The sequence below is a fragment of the Clostridium sp. genome (assembly GCF_051278035.1).
GTDB lineage: Bacteria > Bacillota > Clostridia > Clostridiales > Clostridiaceae > Clostridium_AD.
This window is the reverse complement of the sequence record NZ_JBNMNU010000092.1, coordinates 1-16560: the sequence shown is the minus strand read 5'-3', so window position 1 is coordinate 16560 and position 16560 is coordinate 1. Positions and strand designations below refer to the sequence as shown.

The 16560-nt window shown below is 32.5% G+C and carries 14 protein-coding genes, 1 other RNA gene, 1 pseudogene and 1 riboswitch; of the genes and pseudogenes, 13 read left to right on the top strand and 3 right to left on the bottom strand.

Annotated features, from left to right (window positions below):
* From ACJAX4_RS14105 to rnpB, 5 genes are all read left to right on the top strand, one after another.
* Positions 1 to 511, top strand: a 511-nt coding sequence (locus ACJAX4_RS14105) for a sigma-70 family RNA polymerase sigma factor (RefSeq protein ID WP_435790090.1), incomplete at its 5' end; no start/stop codon positions are given.
* Between the two features lie 102 nt (positions 512 to 613).
* Entirely contained in the window at positions 614 to 1501 is an 888-nt protein-coding gene (locus tag ACJAX4_RS14100) for a PH domain-containing protein (RefSeq protein WP_435790089.1), read from the top strand.
* 10 nt (positions 1502 to 1511) lie between these two features.
* A complete protein-coding gene (locus ACJAX4_RS14095) occupies positions 1512 to 2195 on the top strand; it encodes a tRNA (adenine(22)-N(1))-methyltransferase (protein WP_435790088.1) in 684 nt (227 codons plus the stop codon).
* On the top strand, positions 2192 to 3007 hold the full coding sequence (locus ACJAX4_RS14090) for a Nif3-like dinuclear metal center hexameric protein (protein ID WP_435790087.1): 816 nt from the start codon (positions 2192 to 2194) through the stop codon (positions 3005 to 3007). Before ACJAX4_RS14095 ends, ACJAX4_RS14090 begins: the two co-directional genes overlap by 4 nt.
* Positions 3008 to 3065: 58 nt before the next feature.
* An RNA gene (rnpB, locus tag ACJAX4_RS14085) (RNase P RNA component class A) lies at positions 3066 to 3454 on the top strand.
* Positions 3455 to 3844: 390 nt separating this feature from the next.
* Here the strand turns inward: rnpB and ACJAX4_RS14080 are convergent.
* The gene (locus ACJAX4_RS14080; protein ID WP_435790086.1) at positions 3845 to 4282 is read right to left on the bottom strand and encodes a hypothetical protein; all 438 of its coding nucleotides are present in this window, start codon (positions 4280 to 4282) and stop codon (positions 3845 to 3847) included.
* A gap of 74 nt (positions 4283 to 4356) precedes the next feature.
* Here ACJAX4_RS14080 and ACJAX4_RS14075 point away from each other — a divergent pair, with 74 nt between their 5' ends.
* The gene (locus ACJAX4_RS14075; protein WP_435790085.1) at positions 4357 to 4845 is read left to right on the top strand and encodes a cation transporting ATPase C-terminal domain-containing protein; all 489 of its coding nucleotides are present in this window, start codon (positions 4357 to 4359) and stop codon (positions 4843 to 4845) included.
* On the opposite strand, the pseudogene ACJAX4_RS14070 reads toward ACJAX4_RS14075, so the two are convergent.
* Positions 4817 to 5044, bottom strand: a pseudogene (locus tag ACJAX4_RS14070) (DUF2935 domain-containing protein); the annotation flags it as partial. The gene ACJAX4_RS14075 and the pseudogene ACJAX4_RS14070 sit on opposite strands and share 29 nt — an antisense overlap.
* A gap of 55 nt (positions 5045 to 5099) precedes the next feature.
* Positions 5100 to 5918 carry an FTR1 family iron permease gene (locus ACJAX4_RS14065; RefSeq protein WP_435790084.1) on the bottom strand — a complete coding sequence of 273 codons (819 nt, stop codon included), beginning with the start codon at positions 5916 to 5918 and terminating at the stop codon, positions 5100 to 5102.
* Positions 5919 to 6054: 136 nt separating this feature from the next.
* Here ACJAX4_RS14065 and ACJAX4_RS14060 point away from each other — a divergent pair, with 136 nt between their 5' ends.
* The 7 genes from ACJAX4_RS14060 to purM all read left to right on the top strand — a co-directional run.
* Positions 6055 to 6696 (top strand): carboxymuconolactone decarboxylase family protein, encoded by a 642-nt coding sequence (locus ACJAX4_RS14060; RefSeq protein ID WP_435790083.1) that lies wholly within the window; start codon positions 6055 to 6057, stop codon positions 6694 to 6696.
* Between the two features lie 295 nt (positions 6697 to 6991).
* On the top strand, positions 6992 to 8128 hold the full coding sequence (locus tag ACJAX4_RS14055) for an NlpC/P60 family protein (RefSeq protein ID WP_435790082.1): 1137 nt from the start codon (positions 6992 to 6994) through the stop codon (positions 8126 to 8128).
* A gap of 956 nt (positions 8129 to 9084) precedes the next feature.
* Positions 9085 to 12879: a phosphoribosylformylglycinamidine synthase gene (locus tag ACJAX4_RS14050; protein WP_435790081.1), complete on the top strand. Its 3795-nt coding sequence runs from the start codon at positions 9085 to 9087 to the stop codon at positions 12877 to 12879.
* A gap of 155 nt (positions 12880 to 13034) precedes the next feature.
* Positions 13035 to 13134, top strand: a riboswitch (purine riboswitch).
* 135 nt (positions 13135 to 13269) lie between these two features.
* Entirely contained in the window at positions 13270 to 13749 is a 480-nt protein-coding gene (gene purE / locus ACJAX4_RS14045) for a 5-(carboxyamino)imidazole ribonucleotide mutase (protein ID WP_435790080.1), read from the top strand.
* 33 nt (positions 13750 to 13782) lie between these two features.
* Positions 13783 to 14487 (top strand): phosphoribosylaminoimidazolesuccinocarboxamide synthase, encoded by a 705-nt coding sequence (purC, locus tag ACJAX4_RS14040; protein ID WP_435790079.1) that lies wholly within the window; start codon positions 13783 to 13785, stop codon positions 14485 to 14487.
* Positions 14488 to 14525: 38 nt separating this feature from the next.
* Positions 14526 to 15941, top strand: coding sequence for an amidophosphoribosyltransferase (purF, locus tag ACJAX4_RS14035; protein ID WP_435790091.1), 1416 nt, complete (start codon positions 14526 to 14528; stop codon positions 15939 to 15941).
* A gap of 9 nt (positions 15942 to 15950) precedes the next feature.
* On the top strand, positions 15951 to 16560 hold a 610-nt coding region (purM, locus tag ACJAX4_RS14030; RefSeq protein ID WP_435790078.1), incomplete at its 3' end, for a phosphoribosylformylglycinamidine cyclo-ligase.

The following is a 16560-nucleotide window of genomic DNA, read 5'->3' as shown; positions in this document are numbered from 1 at the left end:
AGCTGACCAAGCAAGAACTATTAGGATACCTGTTCATATGGTTGAAACTATAAATAAGCTTATTAGAGTTTCAAGACAATTACTTCAGGAACTTGGACGGGAACCTCAACCAGAGGAAGTTGCTGAAATTATGGAAATGCCTGTAGGAAAAGTTCGCGAAATTATGAAAATAGCACAAGAACCGGTATCTCTTGAAACGCCAATTGGAGAAGAAGAAGATAGTCACTTAGGTGATTTTATTCCCGATGATGATGCTCTTGCTCCAGCAGAAGCTGCTGCATTTACCATGCTCAAAGAGCAACTAATTAACGTTCTAGATACACTTACTCCTAGAGAAGAAAAAGTCTTAAGATTAAGATTTGGACTAGATGATGGACGCGCAAGGACTCTTGAGGAAGTTGGAAAAGAATTTAATGTAACTAGAGAAAGAATTAGACAAATTGAAGCTAAAGCACTACGTAAATTAAGACACCCAAGTAGAAGTAAAAAGTTAAAAGATTATTTAGATTAAACACCTTATATAGGTGTTTTTTTTATTGAAGTGCAAAAAAATGGAAAATCGTTTACAAATAAGATCCCGATATGCTATAATACTCGGTGAGAAGGTGATTGAATGGATAGTTATATATCAAAACATGGACGTGGACTCGGGTTTATCCTTTTGATGACGGCATTATATAATATATTAATACTTATATTGCTTCAAATTAATAACTCATACATTGTAGCTAGTCTACTCGAAATAATATTGTGGGCATGCAATATATATGGGGTATATTACATGTTACTTTATTCAACAATTAAATGTAGTATTGATGATCAAAATCTTACGATTTATTCCGTCGGAATATTCAAAAAAATAAGCGTGCCATTAAATAAAGTTGAAGGATACACTACGTCAACGGGCGAAATTAAAGGTGTTAAGCTTTATGGTATGTCTTCAAATAGCTTTGCAATGGGGAGATTTGTAATTGATAAAATAGGTATTACGAGAATGTTTGTTACAGATAATAAAACAATATTTTATATAAAAACTAAACGTATGAACTATGCGGTATCTCCTATAGATTATAAAAAGTTTGAGGAGAATTTAATAAATCATAATATACAGTTAGTAGAGTGGGAGAGTAAGGTTAATAACAGTTATAATCTACACAAAGACAAACACTTTATTTTACCTTTAATAGGTGTAAGCATAATAATATTAATATTAACTCTAAATCCATTTATATTATATTTGAAAGATAGTATACCTAACGTTATGCCCTTAAGCTTTGATGCAAAATTCCACCCTATAAAAATGGGCACGGGACAGCAATTTGCGTTTACTCAAATGATTTACGGGGTACTGAATATGGTCTTACTTTTCTGCATGTATTATGCAAGTTATTTTTGTGCGAAATATGATAGAAAATCAGCATATAAATATATTTATTTGTCATTAATAGTTGCGATAATATTTTTAATTATGCAGTTTAAAATATTAATTAATTTTAGTTAGGATGAAAATTATGGAACTTAGCACGAGATTAAAAACAATTGTAAATATGATGGAAAAGTGTGATAGCATCATAGATGTAGGAACGGATCATGGATATGTACCTATTTATTTAGTCCAAAATGGTTTGGTAAATAGTGCCATTGCATCTGATATAAACAGTGGACCAGTTGAGAAGGCAAAAAGAAATGTTCGCGAAAACAAGCTAAGCCCTAAAATTACTTGTAGACAGGGAAGTGGATTATCTACGGTTAAAGAGGGGGAAGTACAGGTAGCCATTATTGCAGGAATGGGTGGAAATTTAATAAGAGATATATTGGAGGCCGACCTGATCGTTGTTAAAAAATTGGAATATGTGGTACTTCAACCAGTTCAAAATGCTGAAGTTTTGAGAGAGTATTTGTATAACACTGGATATGACATCATTTGTGAAGATATTTGTTTTGATGATGGAAAGTTTTACGAGATTATTAAAGCTAAATATAATACAGTGCCATTGGTAGTAGATAGAATATACTATGAGATAAGTGAAAAATTATTGTATGAAAAGCACCCAGTAATGCAACAATTTATAGGATTTAAATTAAAAAAATATTTGAAAGTATATCATACACTAAATGAGAATACAATTGCATCAAAAAATAGAAAAGAGCAACTTTATCCTCTCATAGAAAGACTTAAGGAGTTTTTAAAATGATTTTAAAAGTAGAAACTATTCACAATATTATGGAGGGATATGCTCCAGAAGTATTAAAAGAAGATTACGATAATGTTGGACTAATGGTTGGAGATAATGATGCAGAGGTTACTAAAATTTTAATTGCATTAGATTGCACATTAGATGTAATTCGTGAGGCAGTAGACGAAGGATGTAATTTTATATTAACTCATCATCCGCTTCTTTTTATAAAACCTAAGTCGATAACCAGCGATACATTAATAGGCAAAAAAATTATTGAACTTATTAGAAATGATATTGCTGTATATTCAAGTCATACAAATTTAGATTCAGTTAAGGGTGGCCTAAATGATATAGCTGCAGAAATTTTAGGGTATACGAATGGTAAGATAATTGATTCATCAACAGTTTCGGGTTATGATAACGGAAATAATGGTATCGGACGCCTAGTAACTCTAGATAACCCCATTTTACTAATAGATTTATGTGAAAAAGTTAAAAAACTCTTTAATGCAGATCAAATTAGGTATGTTGGAGAGGATAACAGGGAAGTTAAAACTATTGCACTTATAAATGGTAGCGGTGAAGATTATTTTGAGATGGCTAGAAATCTAAAAGCAGATTGTATAATTACAGGAGATACAAAATATCACGGAGCTTGTGATCTTAAAGAGCAAGGAACGGCGTTAATTGATGCTGGACATTTTATTACAGAATGGATTCCGTTTCAAATTTTCGGAAAGATTCTACAGGAAAAGTTACTCAGTAGAGGATATTACAATGATGTGCTAATTTCAAAAAGCACTATAGATACTTATAAGTTCAAATAAACTAATGGATTAAAATACTATTTGATTTTTAATCTATAGTATGTTATTATAACACTTGTGAGTAAGCCAGACAATCGCTGCTGAATGCTGTTATGCAGTAGGTCAGGAGAGGAAAGTCCGAGCTTCGTAGGGCAGGGTGCTGGGTAACCCCCAGTGGAGGCAACTTTAAGGAAAGTGCAACAGAGATATACCGCTAAAGGTATTCTAGTAGTTTAGCTTGCTAAACTATTTAAATATACTAGCAAGGATGGAAAGGCGAGGTAAGAGCTCACCAGCGCAATGGCGACTTTGCGGCTATGTAAACCCCACTTGGAGCAAGATCGAATAGGAGAACATTATGAGGCGGCCCGTCTCGTTCTCGGGTGTATCGCTGGAGCCTATTGGTAACAATGGGCCTAGATAGATGATTGTCTAATACAGAACTCGGCTTATAGACTTAGTCACACTATAAAAAACACTATGTTTAACGCATAGTGTTTTTTTGATTTGCCACCGGTTTGCCACACAAAAATCCAAATCTTAGAGCGTAATAGAATAAATGAAGTGTTCGTTTAGAGTATACCGCAGACTAACGTGAACTCTTTTTATTATATACGGTAGATAACGGGAAGTAGTATGTATAAAGGCATATACAAGAAAATTTCTTAAATATGCCCGTTTAACCACATTGTCTCGCATAGAATTTAAAAGTTTTTTATATGATAAAATACATAATAATTATGCCACGAAATTACATATATTTTAACAAAGAAAGTAGCAGAAGTTATTATAACTCCTGCTACTTTCTTTTATTAATTCATTCGATTTACAAGAAAAATTGTTCAGTGCAATGATTTGTTAAACTTCATCCAAATTCTTATCTGTAATAAGTTTAAATAACTCTGCTGACTTTGTTTTATCTAAGTGTAAATACTTACTTTCACTATCTATAACAAGTTCTATTCTACCTTTGTCTGGATTTATCCAAAGGTCATAAATTAATCCATTTAATTCCTGTTTTTCGGTAGTGTCCTCAAAGTGGAATTTATAGTGAGGTGGCGATACCATATCTACTTTTACTTTTGCATTTCCCCAATCAATGTTATTAAGAATATCCTTAATATTTTGCACTTCCTTGCTGTCCTTGATTTCGTTATAATTTTCATATTTATTGGCTTCCTCAACACGTTTTTCGACTACGATTTTATTTCCTTCATTTTTAATACGATTTGTACAACCTACCATTAGAACTAAAAATATTGAAATCATGACAATGAAGATTTTATTAATTTTCAATCTTATTACCACCTTTTATTTTACTTATTTATCTATTTATACGATAGAGCATTGAAATTAGTTAGTCTCAAATTATGAATATGTACTTATTCAATATCAACCTGGTTACAGATAGTCTCCCAGCTATTGCAATAGGGCTTGAGCCGCATAATAAAAATATAATGAATGAAAAACCTAGAAATATAAATTCACCTATATTAAATAAATCCTTCTCAATAGAAGTACTAATTGAAGGATTACTCATTGCCCTAGGTACAATCACAGCATTCCATATAGGATTATCAACCGGTAATGATTTAGTTGCAAGCACAATGGCATTCGCAACACTATGTTTATCAAGACTACTCCATGGATTTAATTCTAGGCCACAGGAATCCATATTTAGAATAGGAGTTTTCTCAAACAGATATTTATGGATTGCCATTATATTAGGGTATTTACTTTTAGAATTTGTTTTAAGTTTTAAGCCATTGATGGGAGTTTTTGAAGTAGCTCCTTTAACTTTAAAGGAGCGGGCTATAGTATATGTTTTTTTATACCCGATTCTGATTTTGTCAAATTAATTGGAATATTCACCCCTGTAAAATATGCTGTAGACATCTCAGCTTTTAGTGTGAAAGGTGTTATCATATCAACAGACTGTAATACACTGGGGCTAACAACACCGTTAGAAAGTGATATAACATCTGCTAAAAGTCGGTCAAACTCTATTCGGAAGTTATCCGCTTGTTGGATATAATTTGATTTCTGAATTAAATCTATAAAAAATAAGGTGTCTCAAAATGTTTTTAATCATTTTGAGATACCTCCAAAAATTTTACTGTTTTCTAATTTCTCTATGCCAGATAAAAAACAAAAGGAAAGTGTATACATATTGAAAAGCAAATTGTATGATTTCCGGTTTTGAGTACCAACCAAATAAAATGTAAAGAGGAAGACCTATTACACCTTCTTTATGGTAAAATATGGTTTTAGATAGATTGAATGCCTTAATAAACAAAGGACTTGAACTTGCAATAATGTTTAGTGAATTTAAAGCAGACAACCCTTCATGAATGCCGTAGCCTAGTAAAAATCCAGCTTGTAAAATCAAATATGCTAAAGTTATATTAAATAAAATTTTTAAATTTATCTTTACTAAAGAAAAATAAATTAATGTGGAAAAGATTAATGCTGCAAAAACTCCTGAAAGTATAGATATTAAAGTATATTGACCAGCAAAAGTAAATATAGCAATTTCAGCACCTTCACGAGAAATCATAACAAAAGCAATACTAAATATTCCAAAAGCTGAAAGATTAGTTTTAACTTGATTTTGAACTTCGGTAACCATGTTTCTTCCATGTTTTATCATCCAATAGATAAAACTAGTTATTAATATTAGTGCTAAAATGCTTGCTGAGCTTTCCCACACTTTAGATAATTGTTCCATTTTCTCAATAGATTTTGATATTGAGAATAAAATGCCACCGATTCCTATTGAAGCTAAAATTCCTAATAAAGCACCTGAAAAGGCATTCTTTCTAAAAACAGTATTGCTGCTCTTTTTTAAATATTGAAGTATAATTACTACAATTAAGAAAGCTTCGAGGCCTTCTCTAAAACCCATAATTAGTCCTGGTAAAAAATTCTCCATTAATATAACACTCCTTTAAATGTATGATATTGAAAATCATTTTCAACTAATTATAAGGTGTGTTTGTATTTATGTCAATGTATAAAGTTTTTATTTTATGTAATAGTTATTTTGGTAGACTAAGGTATACCTCACTATGATAGTTTACATAGAGCGGTGTATCCAACGAAACCACCTTGGTGAACATGTAGGTGCTTTTATGAACTTACTTGGTACAACATATAAACCAGGTGCATTGGATACAAAGACTGAGGAATTAATAAGTGCAGGTATTGGAGCATACAATCGTTGTGAATACTGCATAGTATCCCATGTTTATAAAGCATTTGAGGCAGGTGCAACATCAGAACAAATAATGGAAGCAGCAATGGTTTCTGTTGCCTTTGGTGGTGGTCCCCCGGATCCTGAAATAGCAATGGTGGGGATTGGCGAAAAAGCAGCAAAGAATCAGGGAATAGAAGTAGAAGTAGGCAGATTCTCATTTTCAGCTAATGGAAAAGTGAAATGTTATGGAGAAACTAATGGCTTTATTAAAATTATAAGAGATAAAAAAACAGGAAAATTAATCGGTGCAAGCATTGTGGGTTTACATGCTACTGAATTAATTGCAGAGTTAACTCTAGCCATTAAGAATAACTTAAGTGCAGAAGCAATTACGGAAACTATACATTCCCATCCAACCACTGCAGAGGTAATTCATGAAGCTTTTAGATGGAGGAGCCATTTATTTTGGATAAATGTAATTACTAGCATAATTAAAAACATTGAAAAAATATAAATCATAGATGAATGATGGTCATGTCAAAGGAGTAGTTAGATCTTCTCTTTTGATATGACTTTTTAATTAGTGATAAAAATATGAATAAAAAGCGTATGGTTTTATACAAGGTAACAATTATTTATAAATTATGTTGGAGGTATGAAATGAAAATAAACTTTCAGTGTATATGCCCTCTATACTATTTTGTAAAATGCAGACCATAAATGTGGACAATCTTCATAAGAACTTCATATGTTTATGATATATTTCCTCTGTGATTTATAAATTATAAAAGAGCGAAGGAGATGTACTAATGAACAATGCCCTGAGAAGTATAGTAGTTGTATTAAGTTTGATTTTTACTTTAAACATAACCGTATTAGCGGCTCCAACAAATGAGAAGTTACAACAGCAGAAGGACGCACTAATGAAGATTCAAGCAGAAAGAGAAGAAATTGAAACAAAAATAGAACGCTTTGATAATGAAATTGTAACAATCATGGCTAAAACAGAGGAAAACAAAGGTAAAATAGCTGGAACAGAAAAGGCAATTGAAAGCGCCGCTATTGAGGTTAAAAGGGTTGAAAATGAAGCCCAAAAGGAGCAGGAATTATATAATAGTAGAATGAGAACTATGTACATAAATGGATTTGATGGGTATTTAAGCACTATCCTGAGTTCTGAGAGTTTTGAAGATTTTGTTTCAAGAGTGGAAAACATAAAAGCCATTATAGAGTTTGATAAAAAAGTAGTCGGTGAATTTGAAGCTACGCAAAGGCAATTAAGTGAAAAGAAGCTAAGTTTAAATAAGACGAAGGAAACATTGTTGAACATACAAGCAGAAAATAAGCAAAAACTAGATAAGATAAACATTACTAAAAAGTCACAAAACAAATTGATAACTGAGATAAATAGCAAAGAAATTGTTTATAAAGAGCTAAATAATAAATTGGTAAATGAGCTAAAGAACAGTGAAAGTCTTCTTGCAAGGCAGCTAGGCGAGCCGCAAGTGTTAGCAAGTAAGAGCATAACGAAAATAAATAAAATAAGAAAATCAACACCTAAATATTCACCTTCAAGGGGCGCAACCGCTGTATCAGCAAATGCTGTAATAGCCTATGCTTCTAACTTTCTTGGAACACCGTATTTATGGGGTGGAACATCGCCTTCAACAGGCTTTGATTGTTCAGGATTTACACAATACGTATATAAGCATTTTGGGATTTCTGTAGGAAGAGCAACATTTCATCAGATAAAGGATGGGGTACAAGTATCAAGGGGAAACCTTAAGCCGGGAGATTTAGTGTTTTTTGGAACTAATAACAACCCTCATCACATGGGCATATACCTGGGAGATAATAATTACATGCACTCTCCACGTACAGGAGATGTAATTAAAATTTCAGCTATGACGAGGAAAGATTTTTTAACAGGTAGAAGAGTAATGTAATTGGTAAAAAAATATTGAATTCAGATAAATAGCATATCTGGATATAATATTTTTTTATTAAAATTTCTATAGCTATCTTTATAAAATCTACACATCTCATTTGTATAATATAGTTAAAAATATAATACCAAAAGAGGTGACCTATGAGTAGTTCCTAGATATTAGCCATATACTATATTATAAATATATAAGCGATTTTATTACTTTTATTGAATTAGTATTTAGTTATAAATCCAATTAAAAATATAGCAATATTCGTACAAATAGTACAATTATCAGGTTTAGTTTTTCTAAACTAATTATGCGATGCGTAAAAGTATAAATCTGAATATTTTTTGGCCCCCCCTATTACAATATAATATACATTTTTAGTGGTATCATCCGACCTATTAGATGAACGAATTTTATAATCAATAGATATTTTGAAAAAACTGGGGTGATTATCGTACCTGCATGTTTATAGGTATTCCTCTAGATAAAAACAGGGAATAAAAGCGGTGGCAAATTTATCGTTTGCCACCAATTTGCCACCGCTCTATAAAATATTATTAAATAGAAAAAAATATAATTTAATATATAAAACATATCAAACACAGTAAAATCAATGCTAGCAGATATAGGAAAATATAAGAAAATCCTTATAAATAATGAAAAGATTGAATACAGAACTCGGCTTATAGACTTAGTCACACTATAAAAAACACTATGTTAATTGCATAGTGTTTTTTTATTGCGTATAGAATTCTAAATCATTTGATCTAAATGATTACATTTATAATAGAAAAAGTATTAAAATATTGGTATTGTGGAATTATATTAAAACAAGTAAAATTATTTTTATTTCGAAATAGACTTTAATAATCATGTAAGGTATACTATAATCAAATTATAACGAATTATAAAATATATTTAATGATTAACATTCGTATAAATTTTAGTTTTTGGAGGTATTAACTATGAAAAATAAAATATATAGGTTATTTGTAGAAAAAAAGGCGAACTATAATGTTGAAAACAAGAAAATGCTAAGGGATATAAAAATGAATTTAGGGGTAACAAGCTTAGAAGGTATTAGAATAATTAATAGATATGATATTACGGGAATATCTGAGGATCAATACTTTGAATCAAGGAATACAATATTTTCGGAACCTACAGTAGATGTGGTTTACGATGAAGAAATAGATATGGAAGACTCAGAATCAGTATTTGCTATTGAGTTCTTGCCAGGACAATATGACCAGAGGGCGGATTCAGCTGCGGAGTGTATACAAATACTAACTCAGAAGGATAAACCTATAGTGAAAACCGCAAAAGTTATTATATTAAAGGGAAGCATAACTGAAAATGAGCTAATAACAATTAAAGAATATTGTATAAATGCTGTAGATTCTAGACAAGCAGATATGGAAAAACCAAAAGATTTACAGCAGAATTATATTGAGCCCGATAAGGTGCGTATAGTTGAATCTTTTACTGATATGAATGATGAAGATTTAAAAGAATTCTTAAGTGAAAATGGTCTTTCTATGAGTTTTTATGATTTGAAATTCTGTAGGGATTATTTTAGTGAAACTGAAAAAAGGAACCCATCTATAACTGAGATAAAAGTAATAGATACCTATTGGTCAGATCACTGTAGGCATACAACGTTTAATACTGTAATCCAGGATGTTCAAATAGAAGAGGGAAAATATTCTAAACCGATTATAGAATCATATGAAGAATATTTAGCGACTAGAGAGTTTGTTTATGGAACGGAGAAAAGAGATGTTACACTTATGGACATGGCTATTATTGGTATGAAAGACTTAAGAAAAAAAGGTAAATTAAAGGATCTTGATGTTTCAGACGAAATAAATGCCTGTAGTATAATTGTGGAGGCAAATATTGATGGTGAAATGGAAAAATGGTTAGTAATGTTTAAAAATGAAACACATAATCACCCTACTGAAATAGAACCTTTTGGGGGAGCTGCTACTTGTCTTGGCGGAGCAATAAGAGATCCATTATCAGGTAGGAGCTATGTGTATCAGGCAATGAGAGTTACTGGATGCGCTGACCCTACAGGGAAAATTTCGGATACTATAGTGGGTAAACTCTCTCAAAGGAGAATAACACTTGAAGCGGCACACGGATATAGCTCCTATGGAAATCAAATAGGAGTCGCCACAGGACTTGTTTCTGAGGTTTATGATGAAGACTTTGTCGCTAAAAGAATGGAAATAGGTGCGGTGATTGGAGCGGCGCCATATAAGAATGTAGTTCGCGAGCAGCCAATGGCTGGAGACGTAGTTATACTTCTTGGTGGAAAAACAGGCAGAGATGGTTGTGGCGGCGCTACTGGATCCTCGAAGAAGCATAGCGAAAGCTCTATTCTAACTTCAGGAGCAGAGGTTCAAAAAGGAAATGCACCTACAGAAAGAAAAATACAAAGATTGTTTAGAAATCCTACAGCTACTACACTTATAAAAAGATGTAATGATTTTGGTGCAGGTGGAGTATCCGTAGCTATAGGGGAACTGGCAGATGCACTTATAATAAATTTAGATGCAGTGCCTAAGAAATATGATGGACTTGATGGTACGGAACTTGCCATATCAGAATCCCAAGAACGTATGGCTGTTGTTGTAAGGAATGAAGATGCACAGGTTTTCGTAAAACTAGCAGAAGAGGAGAACTTAGAGGCTACGCTTGTGGGGAAAATAACTGATGATAACAGGCTTGTGATGATATGGAAGGGAAATACCATTGTTGATATAAGCAGAAGCTTTTTAGACACTAATGGGGTAAAACAAGTTACGAAGGTAAAAGTATCTGCACCAAAAGAAAATGAATACTATTTTTCAAAAGATATAAAATCTATTAGTGGTGATATGAAATCAATAAAGAAGCAATGGATTTCTACCTTATCAAATTTAAATATTTGTAGTCAAAAGGGTTTGTCCCAGCGTTTTGATAGCACTATAGGTGCGGGAACGGTATTAATGCCTTTTGGTGGAAAGTTTCAGAAAACACCAATTCAGTCTATGGTGTCAAAACTACCTGTACTTAAAGGAAATACAAATACTGGTACAATAATGGCCTATGGATATAATCCTAAATTATCAAAATGGAGTCCTTTCCATGGAGCTGCATATGCAGTGCTAGATTCGGTGACAAAGATAGTGGCTAGTGGCGGAGATTATGAAAATATTAAACTTACTTTCCAAGAGTATTTCGAGAAATTGTCAAAAGAACCTTATAAATGGGGCAAACCATTTTCAGCACTACTCGGAGCGCTTCATGTACAAAAACAATTTAGTATAGCGGCAATTGGTGGAAAAGACAGTATGTCAGGGACCTTTAATGATATGAATGTACCGCCAACGCTAGTATCCTTTGCGGTGGACGTTATAAATACAGAGGTAGTTATATCTCCTGAGTTTAAAAAGTGTGATAGCACGGCTCTTTTAATTTATGCAAATAGAGGAGAAGATGGATTACCCGATTTTAATCGACTTCGCGAAAACTATAAATCAGTAAAGAAATTAATAGATAGTGGTAAAATCCTATCATCTTATGCAGTTGGAATGGGTGGTCTTTGCGAAGCTATATCAAAAATGTGTTTTGGTAATAATATAGGATTTACATTTGACCCGGATATAGATGTTAATAGTATATTTAAAGAGGATTATGGAAGTATAGTAATGGAGATTGATAAGGAAATATACCCAGAGTTAATTAAACAGTTTGGAAATATTAAAATCCTCGGAAATACTAAAGCTGAACCATTTATTGATGTCTTAGGGGAAACTATAAGTTTAGAAGAGGCTATAGGAAACTGGGAAGCCCCACTTGAAAGCGTATTTAGTACAAAAGTAAATAGCACTAAAGTAAATAATATTAATGATAAAACCTACGAAGCTGTGGGAAATTCTAAGATTAAATCTATGGCAAGTATTAAAATTCCAAAGCCTAGAGTTATAATTCCTGTGTTTCCAGGTACTAACTGCGAGTATGACTCTATGAGAGCCTTTGAAAAGGCTGGAGCTGAAGTTGAGATTATGGTGCTAAATAATTTATCTTCAAGACATATTGAAGAATCTATAAAAATTATAGCAGAGAAGATAAAAAGTTCTCAAATTGTTATGCTACCAGGTGGATTTAGTGCAGGGGATGAACCAGATGGATCGGGTAAATTTATTGCTACATTTTTTAGAAACCCAATAATAAGACAAAGTATAAGTGAACTTTTAGAAAATAGGGATGGACTTATTCTTGGAATATGCAATGGATTTCAAGCACTGATTAAGCTTGGATTGCTTCCTTTCGGTAAGATAACAGATATAACAGAAAAAAGCCCAACCTTAACATATAATGAAATCGGGACACATATGTCACGTATTGTGCAAACTAAAGTAGTTTCAAATATGTCTCCTTGGCTTTCTAATTTGAAAGTTGGAGATGTTCACTCTATACCTGTGTCACATGGGGAAGGTAGGTTTGTAGCAGAGGATGCAGTAATAAAAAAACTATTTGAGAAGGGTCAAGTAGCTACTCAATATGTAGATTTTAACGGTAGTCCTAGTTATGATATAAACTTTAATCCTAATGGATCCATGTATGCTATTGAAGGTATAACAAGTATGGATGGAAGAGTGTTTGGTAAAATGGGTCATTCTGAAAGATTTACAACAAATACACTAAAGAATATTATTGGTGAAAAGGATCAGAAAATATTTGATGCTGGAGTAAATTATTTCAAATAATGAATAAAGTTTAAAACACGAACATTAAACTATATTTCTATAGATAAAAGTTAATAAATGCACATAAACACGAACGATAATATTTACATTACGTACAATGCATTGACTTATGGCAAGATAGATGTTAATATAAAATTAGTTCTTAAACAGTTGTATAAATTAATAATTAGTTCACCTATATATTTCTAAAAATATGGTTTAGAAGTTTCTACGAGAGGCCGTTAACTTCTCACTATTGGTGAATCTTGAATTGACCTTACACTAAGGGTTATTTTCTGTACCCTTTAATTCAGGATTACACCATTAGAATAACTTTTCTTATGGTGTAATTTTTTTTATTTGTAATTATAAAAGTTGAATGATTTATAGTATAGAGAGGAAGGTAGTAAAATGTCGGTAGGAATTATTTTTGGAAGTAAATCAGATAGGGACATAATGAAAAATGCAGCAGTAGCGTTAAAGGAATTTGGAATAGATTATGAAGCACATATTCTATCAGCTCATAGAGTACCAGAAAAATTAAAGGAAGTAATAGTACAAATGGAAATGAGAGGCGTGGAATGTATTATAGCAGGGGCAGGTCTTGCTGCACATCTTCCAGGCGTAATTGCATCACATACAGTGGTTCCGGTGATTGGAGTGCCAATGAATGCAGCGCTTGCGGGTATGGACTCGCTTCTATCAATTGTTCAAATGCCAAAAGCCATTCCGGTTGCTACAGTAGGGATAAATAATAGCTATAATGCTGGAATGCTGGCAGTCCAGATTTTATCACTTAAAGACTTGGAACTTAAAAATAAATTAATTGAGTATAGAAAAGCAATGAAAGAAAAGTTTATAGCAGATAATGAACAAGAAATTGAACTTTAAGCACAAAAATTAAACACTAAGGAGTGGTTATTAATGGAAAAAGAAGTATTGTTATATGAAGGAAAGGCTAAGATAATGTTTAGCACAGAAAAGGAAGATGAGGTTAGAGTATATTTTAAAGATGATGCAACAGCTTTTAATGGAATTAAAAAGGCTCAAATTGATAATAAAGGGATTTTAAATAACAGCATAACTACTATGTTATTTGAGTTATTAGAGAAAAAAGGTATAAAGACTCATTTCATTAAAAAGTTAAGTGATAGGGAACAACTTTGTAAAAAAGTTGAAATAGTGCCTCTAGAAGTAATTGTTAGAAATGTTGCAGCTGGAAGTATGGCGAAAAGATATGGAATAGTAGAGGGCACTGAGCTAAAAACAACAGTGTTTGAATTAAGCTATAAAAATGATGATCTAGGTGATCCACTTATAAATGATTCTCATGCTGTAGCTATGGGTCTTACTACTCCTGAAGAATTATCAAAAATATATAAATCAGCTTCAGAAATAAATGATATTCTAAGAGAAGTTTTCCTTAAAGTTGATATTAATTTAATAGATTTTAAATTAGAATTTGGAAGATTTAATGGAGAAATTATTTTAGCAGATGAAATATCACCAGATACATGCAGATTTTGGGATGTTAAAACGGGAGAAAAATTGGACAAAGATAGATTTAGAAGGGATTTAGGGAGTGTAACAGAAGCTTACGAGGAAATATTAAGTAGAATAAATAAATAAATAAACAGTAGTGAAACAATCGAATAATACCAGGAGGGATTTGCTTGAATAATTTTAAGTACGAAGATAAATTTAAAGATGAATGTGGTGTTTTTGGAATTTTCTCACCGGATAAAGATTTAGATGTTGCATCATTAACTTACTATGGACTTTATGCTTTGCAGCATAGGGGAGAAGAAAGTGCTGGAATAGTATATTCTGATGGGAATACACTTGTTTGTGAGAAGGCTATGGGGCTTGTATGTGATATTTTTAATGATGAGAAAATTTCAGCAATGAAGGGCCACGCTGCCATTGGTCATGTTAGATATTCCACAACAGGATGCAGTGAACTCAAAAACGCACAACCACTTCTAAGTAAATTTAAACTAGGAGACATTGCTATAGCGCATAATGGGAATTTAGTAAATGCAGACGTTATAAGAGAGCTTTTAGAGGACTGTGGACACATGTTTCAAACATCAATAGATTCAGAAGTTATATTAAATTTAATAGCTAGAGGTGCGAAAAAAGGTGTTGAAAAGGCTGTAGTTGATGCTATACAAGCGATTAAAGGTTCATATGCAATAGTAATGCTTACAAAGGAAAAATTAATAGGAGTTAGAGATCAAAATGGCATACGACCTCTTTGCATTGGTACAATAGGAAATAGCTATGTTATTGCCTCTGAAAGTTGTGCATTAGATGCAGTAGGTGCAGACTTTTTAAGAGACGTGAACCCAGGTGAAATAGTTATAATAGATGAAAATGGACTTACCTCTATTAATTTTGCAGAAAAAGCTAAAACAGCAACTTGTGCATTTGAATATATTTATTTTGCAAGACCTGACAGTACCATTGATGGAATTAATGTCTATAGCTCAAGAGTTAGGGCTGGAGAACAGTTATTCGAAGAATCACCAATCGACGCAGATATGGTCATAGGAGTTCCAGATTCGGGTATGGCAGCTGCTATAGGATATTCTAAAGCCTCAGGAATACCTTTTGGAATGGGTCTTATAAAAAATAGATATGTAGGTAGAACATTTATAAGTCCAACTCAAGAAATTCGGGAAAGAGCAGTATCTGTAAAACTAAATGCGTTAAAAATAAATGTAGAAGGTAAAAGAGTTATACTTATAGATGATTCAATAGTTCGCGGAACTACAAGTAAAAGATTGGTTGAGATATTAAAAAGAGCTGGAGCAACGGAGGTTCATTTTAGGGTCTGTTCACCAGTAGTAAAATATCCATGTTATTTTGGAATAGATACCCCTTATAGAAAAGATCTAATTGGGGCTAACATAGAAGTAGAGGAAATAAGACAAGGTATAGGTGCAGATAGTTTGGGATACTTAAGTATTGATGGATTATTAAAATCCTTGGGTCGTACCAACTTTTGCTTAGGTTGCTTTAAGGGTACTTATCCAGTATCAGCTCCCTTTGAAAATGATAAAGATAGATTAGAAAGGTAGGGTATATTTATGATAACTTATAAAGATGCAGGTGTTAATATTGAAGAGGGATATAAGTCAGTAAGTTTAATAAAAGAATATGCATCCAAAACATTTACCGAAGGTGTCTTAAATCATTTAGGAAGTTTTGCTGGTATGTTTGAAGTAGGTGAGGGTTATAAAAACCCCGTTCTAGTTTCTGGTACTGATGGAGTCGGTACAAAGCTTGATATTGCATTTAGAATGAACAAATATGATACTGTGGGTATTGATTGCGTTGCTATGTGTGTAAATGATGTCCTTTGCAATGGTGCTAAGCCACTTTTCTTTTTAGATTATATAGCTTGTGGTAAATTACACGCTGAAACAGCAGCACAACTAGTAAAAGGTGTATCTGATGGGTGCATTCAATCAAGTTGTGCACTTATAGGTGGTGAAACTGCAGAAATGCCAGGATTCTATAGAGATGGTGAATATGATATGGCTGGGTTTACTGTTGGTATAGTGGATAAGTACAAAATTATTGACGGTTCAGGTATTAAAGATGGTTATTCACTTATAGGAATTGAGTCTTCAGGACTTCATAGTAATGGATTTTCATTAGTTAGAAAATTAATACCAGACTTAGATATTGACTTTA

Coding starts and splice junctions, on each gene's coding strand:
- purC (WP_435790079.1), top strand. CDS start 13,783: ATGGAAAAAGAAGTATTGTTATATGAAGGAAAGGCTAAGATAATGTTT.
- ACJAX4_RS14055 (WP_435790082.1), top strand. CDS start 6,992: ATGAACAATGCCCTGAGAAGTATAGTAGTTGTATTAAGTTTGATTTTT.
- purE (WP_435790080.1), top strand. CDS start 13,270: ATGTCGGTAGGAATTATTTTTGGAAGTAAATCAGATAGGGACATAATG.
- ACJAX4_RS14090 (WP_435790087.1), top strand. CDS start 2,192: ATGATTTTAAAAGTAGAAACTATTCACAATATTATGGAGGGATATGCT.
- ACJAX4_RS14075 (WP_435790085.1), top strand. CDS start 4,357: ATGAATATGTACTTATTCAATATCAACCTGGTTACAGATAGTCTCCCA.
- ACJAX4_RS14100 (WP_435790089.1), top strand. CDS start 614: ATGGATAGTTATATATCAAAACATGGACGTGGACTCGGGTTTATCCTT.
- ACJAX4_RS14095 (WP_435790088.1), top strand. CDS start 1,512: ATGGAACTTAGCACGAGATTAAAAACAATTGTAAATATGATGGAAAAG.
- ACJAX4_RS14065 (WP_435790084.1), bottom strand. CDS start 5,918: ATGGAGAATTTTTTACCAGGACTAATTATGGGTTTTAGAGAAGGCCTC.
- ACJAX4_RS14050 (WP_435790081.1), top strand. CDS start 9,085: ATGAAAAATAAAATATATAGGTTATTTGTAGAAAAAAAGGCGAACTAT.
- ACJAX4_RS14060 (WP_435790083.1), top strand. CDS start 6,055: ATGATAGTTTACATAGAGCGGTGTATCCAACGAAACCACCTTGGTGAA.